At 72.1% G+C, this 13,419-nt stretch carries 15 protein-coding genes; 8 read left to right on the plus strand and 7 right to left on the minus strand.

What is annotated here, in order from left to right; genetic code table 11:
• Positions 1 to 15 precede the first annotated feature (15 nt).
• The 3 genes from ACTVZO_RS27010 to ACTVZO_RS27020 all read left to right on the plus strand — a co-directional run bounded on the left by ACTVZO_RS27010 (position 16) and on the right by ACTVZO_RS27020 (position 2,735).
• Complete coding sequence (locus ACTVZO_RS27010; protein WP_443300829.1) at positions 16 to 1,353, plus strand: trypsin-like peptidase domain-containing protein; 1,338 nt, start codon at positions 16 to 18, stop codon at positions 1,351 to 1,353.
• A 118-nt stretch (positions 1,354 to 1,471) separates the two neighbouring features.
• Positions 1,472 to 1,918 (plus strand): sec-independent translocase, encoded by a 447-nt coding sequence (locus ACTVZO_RS27015; RefSeq protein WP_443300830.1) that lies wholly within the window; start codon positions 1,472 to 1,474, stop codon positions 1,916 to 1,918.
• Between the two features lie 115 nt (positions 1,919 to 2,033).
• Complete coding sequence (locus tag ACTVZO_RS27020) at positions 2,034 to 2,735, plus strand: hypothetical protein (protein WP_384222631.1); 702 nt, start codon at positions 2,034 to 2,036, stop codon at positions 2,733 to 2,735.
• Positions 2,736 to 2,808: 73 nt separating this feature from the next.
• Here the strand turns inward: ACTVZO_RS27020 and ACTVZO_RS27025 are convergent, their stop codons facing one another.
• The 3 genes from ACTVZO_RS27025 to ACTVZO_RS27035 all read right to left on the minus strand — a co-directional run bounded on the left by ACTVZO_RS27025 (position 2,809) and on the right by ACTVZO_RS27035 (position 5,977).
• Positions 2,809 to 3,969, minus strand: coding sequence for an Mrp/NBP35 family ATP-binding protein (locus ACTVZO_RS27025; protein ID WP_443300831.1), 1,161 nt, complete (start codon positions 3,967 to 3,969; stop codon positions 2,809 to 2,811).
• Positions 3,970 to 4,011: 42 nt separating this feature from the next.
• The gene (locus ACTVZO_RS27030; protein ID WP_384222707.1) at positions 4,012 to 4,518 is read right to left on the minus strand and encodes a DUF1003 domain-containing protein; all 507 of its coding nucleotides are present in this window, start codon (positions 4,516 to 4,518) and stop codon (positions 4,012 to 4,014) included.
• Between the two features lie 187 nt (positions 4,519 to 4,705).
• Positions 4,706 to 5,977, minus strand: a complete 1,272-nt coding sequence (locus ACTVZO_RS27035; RefSeq protein ID WP_443300832.1) for a magnesium transporter MgtE N-terminal domain-containing protein — start codon at positions 5,975 to 5,977, stop codon at positions 4,706 to 4,708.
• A gap of 233 nt (positions 5,978 to 6,210) precedes the next feature.
• Between ACTVZO_RS27035 and ACTVZO_RS27040 the strand changes: the two genes are divergently transcribed.
• Positions 6,211 to 6,981 carry a hypothetical protein gene (locus ACTVZO_RS27040; protein WP_443300833.1) on the plus strand — a complete coding sequence of 257 codons (771 nt, stop codon included), beginning with the start codon at positions 6,211 to 6,213 and terminating at the stop codon, positions 6,979 to 6,981.
• 25 nt (positions 6,982 to 7,006) lie between these two features.
• Here ACTVZO_RS27040 and ACTVZO_RS27045 read toward each other — a convergent pair whose 3' ends face one another.
• Both ACTVZO_RS27045 and ACTVZO_RS27050 read right to left on the minus strand, forming a co-directional pair.
• A complete protein-coding gene (locus ACTVZO_RS27045) occupies positions 7,007 to 7,522 on the minus strand; it encodes a hypothetical protein (protein WP_443300834.1) in 516 nt (171 codons plus the stop codon).
• A gap of 32 nt (positions 7,523 to 7,554) precedes the next feature.
• Entirely contained in the window at positions 7,555 to 8,670 is a 1,116-nt protein-coding gene (locus ACTVZO_RS27050; RefSeq protein WP_443300835.1) for a magnesium and cobalt transport protein CorA, read from the minus strand.
• Between the two features lie 380 nt (positions 8,671 to 9,050).
• Between ACTVZO_RS27050 and ACTVZO_RS27055 the strand changes: the two genes are divergently transcribed.
• The 4 genes from ACTVZO_RS27055 to ACTVZO_RS27070 all read left to right on the plus strand — a co-directional run bounded on the left by ACTVZO_RS27055 (position 9,051) and on the right by ACTVZO_RS27070 (position 12,174).
• Entirely contained in the window at positions 9,051 to 9,635 is a 585-nt protein-coding gene (locus tag ACTVZO_RS27055) for a suppressor of fused domain protein (RefSeq protein WP_443300836.1), read from the plus strand.
• A gap of 58 nt (positions 9,636 to 9,693) precedes the next feature.
• Positions 9,694 to 10,338: a DUF6758 family protein gene (locus ACTVZO_RS27060; protein WP_443300837.1), complete on the plus strand. Its 645-nt coding sequence runs from the start codon at positions 9,694 to 9,696 to the stop codon at positions 10,336 to 10,338.
• Between the two features lie 280 nt (positions 10,339 to 10,618).
• Entirely contained in the window at positions 10,619 to 11,482 is an 864-nt protein-coding gene (locus ACTVZO_RS27065) for a PHP domain-containing protein (protein ID WP_443300838.1), read from the plus strand.
• Positions 11,483 to 11,568: 86 nt separating this feature from the next.
• Positions 11,569 to 12,174, plus strand: coding sequence for a MarC family protein (locus tag ACTVZO_RS27070; RefSeq protein WP_384222606.1), 606 nt, complete (start codon positions 11,569 to 11,571; stop codon positions 12,172 to 12,174).
• A gap of 68 nt (positions 12,175 to 12,242) precedes the next feature.
• Here the strand turns inward: ACTVZO_RS27070 and ACTVZO_RS27075 are convergent, their stop codons facing one another.
• On the minus strand, positions 12,243 to 12,395 hold the full coding sequence (locus ACTVZO_RS27075; protein WP_215149874.1) for a hypothetical protein: 153 nt from the start codon (positions 12,393 to 12,395) through the stop codon (positions 12,243 to 12,245).
• Positions 12,396 to 12,492: 97 nt separating this feature from the next.
• Complete coding sequence (locus tag ACTVZO_RS27080; RefSeq protein ID WP_443300839.1) at positions 12,493 to 13,362, minus strand: alpha/beta fold hydrolase; 870 nt, start codon at positions 13,360 to 13,362, stop codon at positions 12,493 to 12,495.
• Between the last annotated feature and the right edge of the window lie 57 nt (positions 13,363 to 13,419).

Consider the following 13,419-nt stretch of genomic DNA (forward strand, 5'->3'; position numbering starts at 1 on the left):
ACGCGGGGAGCGCCGATGGCCGACAGGCAGCAGACCGACCCGGCTCCACAGTGGTGGAGCCGGCCCGAGGGCACGGCGGCCGACGCGGACCGCGAGGGGGTTCCGGCCCCGCGCCCCGAAGCCGGCGGTGAAGAGGTCCCCGGCCCGCTGCCCGAAGCCGCCGTCGCGGCGCAGGTCCCGCCGCCGGTCCCCGAGGTGCGCTACGACCCGTGGGGCGGACAGCCGCTGCAGGTCGTGGACCGGGGCCGGCAGGGGCGCGGCTTCCGGCTGTGGCAGGTGGCGGCCCTCGCCGCCGGAACGGCCCTGCTCGCCGGCGGGACCGGCGGATACCTCGGCGTCCTCGCGGAGCGGCAGAGCAGCACCCGCCTCGAGCTGCCCCAGGCCGGCGTCGCAGCCGACAAGGGGCGCGCCCCGGACAGCGTCGCGGGCATCGCCGCCGCCGCGCTCCCCGGAGTGGTCACCCTGCACGTGCGGGGCGCCTCCGGCAGCGGCACGGGCACCGGCTTCGTGCTCGACCAGCAGGGCCACATCCTGACCAACAACCACGTGGTCGCCGACGCCAAGGAGATAGCGGTCACCTTCAGCACCGGCGAGAGCGTCACCGCCGAGCTGGTGGGCCGCGACTCCGGCTACGACCTGGCCGTGGTCAAGGTCAGCGGGGTACGCGGCCTGCGGCCCCTGAGCCTCGGGAACTCAGAGAACGTGCAGGTCGGCGACCCGGTCGTGGCCATCGGCGCCCCGTTCGACCTGTCCAACACCGTCACCGCGGGCATCATCAGCGCCACCGGCCGGCCCGTCACCGCGGGCGGCGACAAGGGCGACGGCAGCGACATCAGCTACGTCGACGCCCTCCAGACCGACGCCCCGATCAATCCGGGCAACTCCGGCGGCCCCCTCCTCGACGCCAAGGCCCACGTGGTCGGCATCAACAGCGCGATCCGCGGCGCCGACAAGGACGACCCCGCCCGCCAGGGAGGGTCCATCGGACTCGGCTTCGCCATCCCGATCAACCAGGGCAAGCGCGTCGCCGAGGAACTCATCCGCACCGGACGCGCCACGCACCCCGTCATCGGCGTCACCCTGGACATGGAGTACGCGGGCGACGGGGCCCGGGTCGGGGACAAGGGCGAGGACGGCAAGCCGGCCGTGGTCGCCGACGGCCCGGCCGCCCGCGCCGGGATCAAGGCCGGCGACGTGATCACCAAGGTGAACGGCCAGCGCGTACGCGGCGGCGACGAGCTGATCATCAAGATCAGGGCCCACCGGCCGGGCGATCCGCTGACCCTCACCGTCCTGCGCGACGGCAGGGAGCGGACACTGGAACTGGTCCTCGGGTCGGCGAACGGCTCGTGACCGGCAGATGACGTACGGGAGAAAACGGTTCTGAACCGGTACGCAGGTAGGGGCCCGGCGGGAACGCCGGGTACCGTGTGTCCGGGCCCGAAGTGACAGAGAGCCGAGGAGCGGCAAGGTGTTCAACGACATAGGCGCACTCGAACTCGTCACGATCGTGGTGCTCGCCATCCTCGTCTTCGGTCCGGACAAGCTGCCCAAGGTCATCCAGGACGTCACCGGCGTCATCCGGAAGATCCGCGCGTTCTCCGACAGCGCCAAGCAGGACATCCGGTCCGAACTCGGCCCGGAGTTCAAGGACTTCGAGTTCGAGGACCTGAACCCGAAGACCTTCATCCGCAAGCAGCTGGGCGAGAACGAGGACCTCAAGGAGATCCGCAGCAGCTTCGACCTCCGCAAGGAGCTGAACGACGTCACCGACGCCGTGAACAGCAAGGAGACGGACGTCGCGACGCCCGCCGCCGGCCCGTCCGCCGCGCCCGGCGCCACCGGCCCGGACCTGCTGAAGAAGCCCGCCGCCCCGGCCGCGGAACAGCGCGCGCGCTTCGACGCCGACGCCACCTGAGCGCAGCCTGCCCGGCGATCCGGGGTCGGATGGCTATCCTCCATCTGTTGTCCGGACCCAGGGCGCCCGAGGGGGGCTGGCCGTTCCGGGCCCCACGGAACGAGAGGCCGGTCAGATGGAGACGACGAGCAGCAGCAGGGTAGGGGCGCAGACCGCCGCCGCACCCGCTCAGGAACCGCAGACCACCGCACAGCCGCCGGAGGCCGCCGCACCCGTCCCGGCGGCCCGCCGGACCGCCGAGGGCTTCCTGGCGGCGGACTTCCCCTGGTACGGGCTGGACGAGGCCTTCACCGGGCCCCGCTGGCTGATGCAGGTGGGCACGGCCGCCGACGGCACCGTCGAGCACGGATCCACCGGTCACGGCGACGAGCCGTCCGCGCGCGGCGAGATCGCCACCGGCGAGAAGGAACGCTTCGCGGTGGTCGTCACCGTCGCCAGCAACCCGGTCCGCCGCAGCGGGGACGGCACCGGCACCCTGGAGGCCACCTCGGTCTCCTCCGCGGCCTGGCTGGCCGGCTCCGGACTGCTGGCCTACAGCTGGCCCGGACAGATGGACCACTCGCTGCGCAGCGACTGGCTCGACCAGCAGACCGAGGCCGCCTGGGAGCTCGCCGACGATCTCGGCGGCGAGGACTGGTCGACGCTGTCGCTGCCGGTGGACGGGGAGCCGACGCCGTTCCACTACCGCGAGTCCGAGTTCGGGTGGGTGCTGGCCGGGTCCACCGGGAGCGGGGTCCACCTGGGAGCCTACGGGCGCGGGATGAGCGCGTACGGGCTCGGCTTCTCCGCGATCGCGGACCTCGCGACGTACGAGTAGGCGGCTACGCGGAAGGGCACCGCCGGCCGGCGGTGCCCTTCCGCGTGCGCGGCCCGGTGCGGGCCGCGGGAGTCTAGAACTTGTTCCTGGGCGTGATGCCCAGGGACATGCCCGACAGGCCGCGGGCGCGGCCGCCCAGCTTGCCCGCGATCGCGCGCAGTGCCGCGCCGGCCGGGGAGTCCGGGTCGGACAGGACGACCGGCTTGCCCTCGTCGCCGCCCTCGCGCAGGCGGACGTCGATCGGGATGGAGCCGAGGACCGGGACGGTCGCGCCGACCGTCTTGGTCAGGCCGTCGGCCACCTTCTGACCGCCGCCCGAGCCGAAGACGTCCACCATCTCGTCGCAGTGCGGGCACGGCAGGCCCGACATGTTCTCGACGACGCCGACGATCTTCTGGTGGGTCTGCACGGCGATCGAGCCGGCCCGCTCCGCCACCTCGGCGGCGGCCTGCTGCGGGGTGGTGACGACCAGGATCTCCGCGTTCGGAACCAGCTGGGCCACCGAGATCGCGATGTCACCGGTGCCCGGCGGCAGGTCCAGCAGCAGCACGTCCAGGTCGCCCCAGAACACGTCCGCCAGGAACTGCTGGAGCGCCCGGTGCAGCATCGGGCCGCGCCACACCACCGGCGCGTTGCCCGGGGTGAACATGCCGATGGAGATGACCTTCACGCCGTGCGCCGACGGCGGCATGATCATGTTCTCGACCTGGGTGGGGCGGCCATCCACGCCGAGCATCCGCGGCACGCTGTGGCCGTAGATGTCCGCGTCGACCACACCGACCTTCAGGCCGTCCGCGGCCATCGCCGCGGCCAGGTTGACGGTGACCGAGGACTTGCCGACGCCGCCCTTGCCGGACGCGACCGCGTACACACGGGTCAGCGAGCCCGGCTTGGCGAAGGGCACCTCGCGCTCGGCGGTGCCGCCGCGCAGCGTGGCCGCCAGGTCCTTGCGCTGCTCGTCGCTCATCACGTCCAGGGACACGGCGACCGAGGTGACGCCCGCGACCCGCTCGACGGCCTCGGTGACGTTCTTGGTGATGGTCTCGCGCATGGGGCAGCCGGACACGGTCAGGTAGACCGTGACGGCGACCTCGCCGCCCTCGCCGATCTCCACCGATTTCACCATGCCGAGCTCGGTGATCGGCCGGTGGATCTCGGGGTCGTTCACCGTCGCCAGAGCGTCCAGGATCGCGTCCTGCTCAGGCACGGCGGCGGAGCTTGTGTCGGTAGCCATGCCCCGATGGTACGGCTCGGTAGCACGGCGCAGGTAAGCCCGTCAGCGGTCGCCTTCATCACGTTCCGGCGGGAATAGCCGCCGCTCGTCCATCTCCTTGATCAGGTCCTGGAACTCGGACCTGATCCAGTCGCGCGTCGCCACCTCGCCCAGGCCCATCCGCAGCGCCGCGATCTCCCGCGTCAGGTACTCCGTGTCGGCGATGGACCGCTCGTTCTGCTTGCGGTCCTGCTCCAGGTTGACCCGGTCGCGGTCGTCCTGCCGGTTCTGCGCCAGCAGGATCAGCGGGGCGGCGTACGAGGCCTGGAGCGACAGCATCAGCGTCAGGAAGATGAACGGGTACTCGTCGAACCGCAGGTCGTCCGGCGCGAAGATGTTCCACAGCACCCAGACGATGATGACGACCGTCATCCAGACGATGAACCGGCCCGTGCCGAGGAACCGCGCCACCCGCTCCGACAGCCGCCCGAACGCCTCCGGGTCGTACTCGGGCAGCAGGCGCCGGCGCGCCGGGCGCGGCAGGTCCAGCCGCACCCGCGAGCGCGTCAGCGCGCTCGAACCGGTCGACTGGCCGAACTGGCCGGCCTTCGCCCGCTCGCCGCGCTCGAACGAGGAACGCTCCACCCGTTCGGCCGCCTCGGCCAGCCCGTGCTCGCGCGCCGTCTGCCGTGACGCCTCGCGGCGCTCCCGGATCTGCTCGCGCCGCCGCTCGCGCGACTGCTCGCCGCGCCCCCGCTCACCGGCCACGCACGGCCTCCTCCGAGTGGAAGTCCGTCTCGCGCCAGTCGTCCGGCAGCAGGTGGTCCAGTACGTCGTCCACCGTCACCGCGCCCAGCAGCGAGCCGCTCTCGTCGACCACCGGGACGGCCACCATGTTGTAGGCGGCCAGGTAGCTGGTGACCACCGGCAGCGAGGCGTCCGGCCGCAGCGGCGGCAGGCCGGTGTCCACGATCGAGCTGACCAGGGTGAACGGCGGATCCCGCAGCAGCCGCTGGAAGTGCACCGTGCCCAGGTACTTGCCCGTCGGCGTCTCGTCCGGCGGCCGGCACACGTACACCTGGGCCGCCAGCGCCGGCGACAGGTCCGCTTGCCGTACGCGGGCCAGCGCGTCCGCGACCGTCGCGTCGGGCCGCAGCACGATCGGCTCGGTGGTCATCAGACCGCCCGCCGTCCGCTCCTCGTAGGACATCAGGCGCCGCACGTCGGCCGCGTCGTCCGGCTGCATCAGCGTCAGCAGCCGCTCCTTGTCGTCCTCCGGCAGCTCGGAGAGCAGGTCGGCCGCGTCATCCGGGTCCATCGCCTCCAGGACGTCGGCGGCGCGCTCCTCCTTCAGCTTGCCGAGGATCTCCACCTGCTCGTCCTCGGGCAGCTCCTCCATGACGTCCGCGAGCCGGTCGTCGTCGAGGGCGCTCGCCACCTCGGCGCGCCGCTTCGGCGACAGGTGGTGCAGCACGTTCGCCACGTCGGCCGGGCGCATCTGCTCGAAGGTGGCGACCAGGTTCTCGGCGCCCTGCCCCTCCTCCTCGAGCGAGAGGCCGGTCACCGCCGACCACTCCACCGTCAGGGCCTCGCCGCGCCGGCGCAGCGCACCGGCCTTGCCCTTCCGTACGAAGATCTTGTCGATCTCCCAGTCCCGGCGGGCCGGCAGCTGCTGGATGGCCACGTCCAGGACGGTGACCTCCTCGCCGGTCGCGTTCAGCTTCACCCGCCGGTCCAGCAGCTCGCCGAGGACCAGCCGCTCGGTGGGGCGCTGTTCGAAGCGCCGCATGTTGACCACGCCGGTGGTGATGACCTGCCCGGACTCCACGCCCGTGACCCGGGTCATCGGCAGGAAGATCCGGCGCCGGCTGACCACCTCGACCACCAGTCCCAGCAGCCGCGGCGGGCGGCCGCCGACGCGCAGCATCGCGACGAGGTCGCGGACGCGGCCGACCTGGTCGCCGTTGGGGTCGAAGACGGGCACACCCGACAGATGCGAGACGAAGATCCGCGGGGCGCCTGCAGCCATCCGAGCGCCTCCTAGAGCGTGAACCGACAGTCCTGCCGCCCCTCAGGCTAGCCCGTGCCCCGAGCAACCGTCCTGGTGGGGCGGTCCGCACGGGGTCCCTCCGGGGGGTTGGCGGCGCGCGGTCCGCGGACGGGTACGCTGCCTGCTGCTCCCCCAGCCACCGCTGGGTGGGGGTGCCCCCGGCCGGAGGCTGGGGAGTACCCCGGCCCGCGACCGACGAGAGGCACCCGTACGTGACCGCCTACTTCCCTGCCGTGCGGCTGCGCCGGGCCGCCTTCATCGGTGCGCTGTGCGCGGGCCTCGCCGTCACCGGTACGGGCTGCGGGGAGAATCCCGACGAGGGGACGAACGGGATCGGCAAGCTCTCCGCCGACAAGATCGAGGCGAAGGCGAAGGCGGCGGCCGGCGAGGCCGACTCGGTGCACCTGTCCGGCACGCTGGTGACCGGCGGCAAGTCCTTCACCGTCGACATGCGGCTGAAGTCCGACGGCGGCTCCGGCGAGGTGAAGTCCCAGGACAACACCTTCCAGCTGCTCCGCGTGGGCGAGCAGCTGTACCTGAAGGCGAGCGCCGCGTTCTGGGGCCAGTCCGACTCGGCCGGGAAGCTCGGCGACAAGTACGTGAAGGTGCCCGAGGGCGACCCCTCCTACAAGCAGTTCCGCGGCTTCACCGACATGGACGTCCTGCTGGACGGCCTGCTGGGCCTCGAGGGCAAGCTCGCCAAGGGCTCCTACACGAAGGTCGGACCCACCCGCGCGGTCCAGGTCACGGCGGACGAGGGCAAGGGCGGCACCCTCTCGGTCTCCCTGGAGGGGACGCCGTACCCGCTGCTCATGGAGCGGGCGGGCGGCGCCGGCCGGGTGGAACTCGCCGAGTGGGGCAAGGCCTTCCCGCTCGACCCGCCGGCACAGGACCAGACCGTGGACTACGGCTCCCAGCTGCCGACCACGAAGGCGGGCGAGACCAAGGGCACGGGCCAGGGCGCGAACCCGTCCGCGCCGTAGCGGTCCGAGATCCGCAGGAGACGGCCTAGCGGGAGGATGCCTTCTTCCGCTTCAGCAGGAGCTTCGGCAGGTGCGCCGGGATCGGCTTGCGGGTGGTCGCGGGGGAGTCCAGCGGGGCCGCGGCCAGCGAACCGGCGGGCAGCTCCGTACGGACCGACTCCGGCTCCAGCCGCAGCAGGCGGCACTCCCGCGCCCACCGCTCCGTCATCTCCTCGGAGTCGGGCGCGTTCAGCCGCTTGCCCTTGAGCTCGGCGACCGCGGCAGCCCACTCCTCACCGCGCGGCGCCAGCTCCCGCACCGTCGCGGTCCAGGCCACCAGACGGCCGCCCTTGTCCTTGCTCCGCACGGTCACCTCGGCGGTCGCACCGTCGGCGAGCCCGGGGAACGGCTGTTCGCCGGGCCCGTCGCCCAGTACGTGGGCCGCACCCTCCACCCAGGCGTGCCACAGGGCGCGGTCGGCCCCGGTCCCGCGGACCCAGATCAGGCCGGACTTCTTGGTGGCCTCCTCGACGAGGGCCAGGTCGAGCGCGCTGAGAGTCATGCGCACCAGAGTAGGGGAGGGCCGTACGGGCCTCAGAGCCAGCCGTGGCGGCGCAGCGTCCGGTGGATGGTGAGGCAGACGCCGACGATCGAGGCCATCACCATCGGGTAGCCGTACTTCCACTGGAGCTCGGGCATGTGCTCGAAGTTCATCCCGTAGACCCCGCAGATCATCGTGGGCACGGCGATGATCGCCGCCCAGGAGGTGATCTTGCGCATGTCCTCGTTCTGGGCGACCGTCGCCTGCGCGAGGTTGGCCTGGAGGATCGAGTTCAGCAGCTCGTCGAAGCCCACCACCTGCTCGTGCACCCGCGCCAGGTGGTCGGCGACGTCCCGGAAGTACTTCTGGATGTCCGGGTCCACCAGCCGCATCGGCCGCTCGCTGAGCAGCTCCATCGGACGCAGCAGCGGAGAGACCGCCCGCTTGAACTCCATCACCTCGCGCTTGAGCTGGTAGATGCGGCCCGCGTCGCCGCCGCGCGCGGCGCCCTTCGCGGGAGCGGCGAAGACCTCGCTCTCCACCTCGTCGATGTCGTCCTGCACGGCCGCCGCGACCGCGATGTACCCGTCGACGACGTGGTCGGCGAGGGAGTGCAGGACCGAGGAGGGGCCCTTGGAGAGCAGGTCGGGGTCGTCCTGGAGGCGGTGGCGCAGCCCCTTGAGGGAGCCCTGCCCGCCGTGCCGGACGGTGATGACGAAGTCGGGTCCGGTGAAGCACATCACCTCGCCGGTCTCCACCACCTCGCTGGTGGCGGTCAGTTCGGCGTGCTCGACGTAGTGGATCGTCTTGAAGACGGTGAAGAGGGTGTCGTCGTAGCGTTCCAGCTTCGGCCGCTGGTGCGCGTGCACGGCGTCCTCCACCGCCAGCGGGTGCAGGCCGAAGGCGGCCGCGATCCCCGCGAACTCCTCCTCGGTCGGCTCGTGCAGGCCGATCCAGACGAAGCCGCCGTCCTCGCGGACCCGGCGGATCGCCTCACGGGGCGTCAGGCGGACGGGCCCCAGCACGCGTCGGCCGTCGCGGTACACGGCGCAGTCGACGACCGTGCTGCTCGCCGAAGGGTCGCGGGTGGTGTCGTACCGGGGCTGGACCGGGGCGGACTTGCGCAGCGACGGACGGACGGCCGCACGCAGGTAGGGCAGCATCGACATGGCAGGCTCCTTCGCGCGCACGGCTGCGGACCGTGCGGGTGGGAGACCCTCACCGCCGCCGGAGGACGTGCAGGCCCGGGCAGGGGGAGGGAAACAGGACGGGAGGACAAAGTTCTGCCGTCGCTCTTCTGCTGATCAGGAGATCAAAGGGGGCGGGAGACGCCCGTCACAGAAGCGGAAGAGCGATTGGTACTGCACGGTCGACTTCGATCCATCGCAGCCCCACCTCCTCCGGCCGGTCCCCCGTGAGGGACGTCCTGTCGCCGGAGCGTGCCACCAGCGCTTCTCGAGCGCGGCCCCGGCCAGCTGTCAACACTATCAGCCGACGGATGGTCAAGACGCGCCCTTTACCCGGGTGATACGAGTTCTATGCTCGCTCCATGGCAGAAATTCTGGCCCTCGTGGAGGCTCGGCTGCACACCGCGTTCGGCGTACCCGACGCACGCGCCGCCGTCACCTTCCTGGGCACCGACCGCATCGAGGTACTCCGTTTCGCCGAGGGCGACCTCGTGCGGTACGCGACCCTCGGCATGTCCGCACACCCGATGACCGATCCGACCGCCGTGGTCGCCGACCCCGTGCGCGGGCCGCGCGCCGAGCTGGTGCTGACCGTGCGCGCCGGACTGGCGGCCACGGACAAACTGCTCAGGCCGCTCGCCGTACTGGCCGCGTCACCGCAGGTCGAGGGGCTGATCGTGGCCCCCGGCGCCTCCCTGGAGGTGGGTGAACCCCTCTGGGAGGGGGCATCGTTCAGCTCCGTTCTGGTGGCGGAGCCGGGCGGTCTGGTGGAGGACCTGGAGCTGGACGAGCCCATGGACCCGGTCCGGTTCCTCCCGCTCCTGCCGATGACGGCGAACGAGGCCGCGTGGAAGCGGGTGCACGGGGCATCCGCTCTCCAGGAACGCTGGCTCGCGCGCGGCACGGATCTGCGGGATCCTCTGCGTACCGCAGTCGCACTGGACTGAGCCCGGACGGGTGATCGTGTCTTGACGGCGCGCCGGGCGGGGAGGAGCGTGGCTTCTTATGAGGGGCGAACCAAGTTGCCCGAAGTGCGGTGGCCGGGTCAGAGCGCCCGGTCTCTTCTCCGACTCCTGGCAGTGCACGCTGCACGGCGCCGTTTACCCTCTGCAACCCGTCATCCCGCCCAGCGTCGAAGGCCTGAGCGTGGTCGTGCACCGGACGCGCGTGCCGGTGTGGATGCCGTGGCCGCTGCCGGTGGGATGGCTGTTCACCGGGGTCGCCTCCGCCGGTGACGACCGCAGCGGGGGCCGGGCGACGGCCGTGGCCTGCTCGGGCCCCGGCCCGCTGGGCGGCATGGGCGAGCTGCTGCTGGTCGCCGAGGAGCTGGGAGTGGGCCTCGGCGCGCGCTTCGCGGGCATCGACGGGCCGGACCCGGGCTCGCACCTCGACGTCTCGGCGCCACCGCACGCCAAGGTGGTCGCGGCCGGCCGCCCGACCCCGCTGTGGCACCTCAAGGGCGCCCCCGACGACCGGGCCGTCTTCGCGGGCGAGGCGCGCGGCCTGTGGCTCTGGGCGATCGTCTGGCCGGAGCAGTCCGGCCTCCTGATGTACGACGAACTCGTCCTCACCGACCTCCGCGACGCGGGCGCCGAACTCGAGCTCCTGCCGTGCGGGGCGCTGAGCCCCCGCATCCTCGGGCCCGGCTAGGGCCTGTCGTCAAACTCCCGTCTGCCCCGCGACGCCTGGCACGTGCTCTCGCCGCACCGGGCGAAAGCAAAGTACGTCCAGTACGCGTGCTTCCGCCCGGCGCACCGAGAGCGCGCACCAGACGCCGCAGGGCCGCCCTCCGGGCGACGACGGGAGTTTGACGACACGCCCTAGGCCACCCGGGCCGCCTCCGGCACGGGGGCCCGCTGCCCCCGGAGTCCAGCGGCCCGGCTATCCTGGAGTGCCCCCCTTTCCGTACCACCACCCCTGGAGCCCGGCTGTGCGCATCGACCTGCACGCCCACTCCACGGCTTCCGACGGTACGGACACCCCCGCCGAGCTGGTGCGCAATGCCGCCGCGGCGGGGCTGGACGTGGTCGCACTGACCGACCACGACACGGTGGGCGGGTACGCCGAGGCCGTCGCCGCGCTGCCCGCCGGGCTGACGCTGGTGACCGGGGCGGAGCTGTCGTGCCGGCTCGACGGGGTCGGGCTGCACATGCTCGCGTACCTCTTCGACCCGCAGGAGCCGGAGCTCGCCCGTGAGCGCGAGCTCGTACGGGACGACCGCACCCCCCGCGCCCAGGCCATGGTCGGCAAGCTTCAGGCGCTCGGCGTGGACGTCACCTGGGAGCAGGTGGCCCGGATCGCCGGGGACGGCTCGGTGGGGCGGCCGCACATCGCGACCGCGCTGGTCGAGCTGGGCGTCGTACCCACCGTCTCGGACGCCTTCACGCCCGACTGGCTCGCCGACGGCGGCCGCGCGTACGCCGAGAAGCACGAGCTGGACCCCTTCGACGCCATCCGCCTGGTCAAGGCGGCCGGCGGGGTCACCGTCTTCGCCCACCCCGCCGCCGTCAAGCGCGGCGAGTGCGTGCCCGAGTCCGCGATAGCGGCGCTGGCGGCCGCGGGCCTGGACGGCATCGAGGTGGACCACATGGACCACGACACCGGCACCCGTGCGCGGCTGCGCGGCCTGGCGGCGGACCTCGGCCTGCTGACCACCGGCTCCAGCGACTACCACGGCAGCCGCAAGACCTGCCGGCTCGGGGAGTACACCACCGACCCCGAGATCTACGGCGAGATCACGCGCCGTGCGACGGGGGCCTTCCCGGTGCCCGGCGCCGGCGGACGCGTGGGCTAGCGAGTCCTGGGCTCAGCTCCACCCGTCCCACCCTTTTTCTCTGCGCGTTCTCTTCGCGACACCCCTCTCTCCTGCAAGGCATCACTGTGTTCGACTTCGCCGTCTTCGGATCCCTTTTTCTCACGCTTTTCGTGATTATGGACCCCCCGGGGATCACGCCGATCTTCCTCGCCCTGACCTCCGGGCGCCCCGCCAAGGTGCAGCGCAAGATGGCCTGGCAGGCCGTCTGCGTGGCCTTCGGCGTCATCGCGGTCTTCGGGATCTGCGGCCAGCAGATCCTGGACTACCTGCACGTGTCCGTTCCGGCCCTGATGATCGCCGGTGGTCTGCTGCTCCTGCTCATCGCGCTCGACCTGCTCACCGGCAAGACCGACGAGCCCAAGCAGACCAAGGACGTCAACGTCGCCCTCGTCCCGCTGGGCATGCCGCTGCTGGCCGGTCCCGGTGCGATCGTGTCCGTGATCCTGGCCGTCCAGAAGGCCGACGGCTTCGGCGGCCAGCTGTCGGTGTGGTGCGCGATCATCGCCATGCACGTCGTGCTGTGGCTGACCATGCGCTACTCGCTCGTGATCATCCGGGTCATCAGGGACGGCGGCGTGGTCCTGGTGACGCGGCTCGCCGGCATGATGCTCTCCGCGATCGCCGTCCAGCAGATCATCAACGGCGTGCTCCAGGTCGTACGCGGCGCCTGACGCGCGTGCGAACGCCCCCGCACCGGTCCGGTGCGGGGGCGTCGGCGTCCGTGCGGGGGTTCTGGGCGTCAGCAGGACGCCGTCTCAGCCGGTCGGATCAGGATGCGCTGGCCTACGGCCGCGGCCTGCTGCACGATCCGGTTGACGGAGGCCGCGTCCACGACGGTGCTGTCCACGGCGGATCCGTCGACATCGTCCAGGCGCAGAATCTCGAAGCGCATGGGGCTTCTCCCTTCGTCGGTGTTTCTCCTTGCGTAGGTATAACGAAGTGTAGACGGCAAACATTCCCTACGCTAAGGAAATTTTTTCACTGGCTAACTACTCGCGGGTGCAGCCGTCCCAGAAGGCGGCCAGTGCACCGGCTGTGACCTGCGGATTCTCCGCATTCGGCGAGTGCTCGGCGCCCTCGACGATCACCCGCGAAGCGCTCAGGCGCTCTGCCATCTCGTCCATCAGCGGCACCGGCCAGGCATAGTCCACGACACCGGACAGCACCAGCTTGGGCAGCGCGACGGCCGCCAGCTCCGCGACCCGGTCCGGCTCGGAGATCAGCACCCGGCCCGTCCCGATCAGCTGCTCCGGAACGGTCGCCAGCCACCGCCCGCGCAGGAACTCCGTCAGCTCGGGCGCGTCCGCGACGGCGCCGCCCGTGTCGTCGTCGGCGGCGTGCGCGCGCATCGCCTCCCACACCGCCGGCATGTCCTCGCGCAACGCCTCCAAAGCCGCCACCAGCAGCTTCGTACGCGCCTGCTGCTCCTCGGAGATCGCGGCGGGCCCGCTGCTCATCAGCGTGAGCGAGGCGAAGGGGGCGGCGTCGCGGAGCACCGCGGCACGCGAGACCAGCCCGCCGAGGGAGTGCCCGACCAGGTGGACCGGGCCCGCGTCCAGCGCGGCGGCCTGCGCGAGGACGTCCCTGCCCAGTTCCTCCACGGTGTACGCGGACTCCTCGCGCGGACCCGGGCTCTGGTACTGCCCGCGGCCGTCGACGGCGACGACGCGGTACCCGGCGCCGGCCAGCGGCTCCAGGAGCGCGATGAAGTCCTCCTTGCTGCCCGTGAACCCGGGGACCAGCAGCGCGGTCCCGCGGACGGGCGCACCGGCCTCGTGCACGGCGAACGCGCCACGGGCGGTGTCGAGGAGGTACGCGCGGGCGCGCGGGGGCAGGGTGAGGCGCGGCGGCTTGCTCATACGGCTCACGTTACTGGCCGGTCGGCCGCGCGGTTCCGCGGGACGGCCGGTACCGGT

The organism is Streptomyces sp. IBSNAI002 (assembly GCF_052244475.1).
Classification (GTDB): Bacteria; Actinomycetota; Actinomycetes; order Streptomycetales; family Streptomycetaceae; genus Streptomyces.

What these genes read in the sequence shown, in the direction of transcription:
- ACTVZO_RS27055 (WP_443300836.1), top strand. Translation starts at nt 9,051, where the DNA reads ATGGCAGAAATTCTGGCCCTCGTGGAGGCTCGGCTGCACACCGCGTTC.
- ACTVZO_RS27075 (WP_215149874.1), bottom strand. Translation starts at nt 12,395, where the DNA reads ATGCGCTTCGAGATTCTGCGCCTGGACGATGTCGACGGATCCGCCGTG.
- ACTVZO_RS27045 (WP_443300834.1), bottom strand. Translation starts at nt 7,522, where the DNA reads ATGACTCTCAGCGCGCTCGACCTGGCCCTCGTCGAGGAGGCCACCAAG.
- ACTVZO_RS27060 (WP_443300837.1), top strand. Translation starts at nt 9,694, where the DNA reads ATGAGGGGCGAACCAAGTTGCCCGAAGTGCGGTGGCCGGGTCAGAGCG.
- ACTVZO_RS27010 (WP_443300829.1), top strand. Translation starts at nt 16, where the DNA reads ATGGCCGACAGGCAGCAGACCGACCCGGCTCCACAGTGGTGGAGCCGG.
- ACTVZO_RS27080 (WP_443300839.1), bottom strand. Translation starts at nt 13,362, where the DNA reads ATGAGCAAGCCGCCGCGCCTCACCCTGCCCCCGCGCGCCCGCGCGTAC.
- ACTVZO_RS27025 (WP_443300831.1), bottom strand. Translation starts at nt 3,969, where the DNA reads ATGGCTACCGACACAAGCTCCGCCGCCGTGCCTGAGCAGGACGCGATC.
- ACTVZO_RS27050 (WP_443300835.1), bottom strand. Translation starts at nt 8,670, where the DNA reads ATGTCGATGCTGCCCTACCTGCGTGCGGCCGTCCGTCCGTCGCTGCGC.
- ACTVZO_RS27035 (WP_443300832.1), bottom strand. Translation starts at nt 5,977, where the DNA reads ATGGCTGCAGGCGCCCCGCGGATCTTCGTCTCGCATCTGTCGGGTGTG.
- ACTVZO_RS27020 (WP_384222631.1), top strand. Translation starts at nt 2,034, where the DNA reads ATGGAGACGACGAGCAGCAGCAGGGTAGGGGCGCAGACCGCCGCCGCA.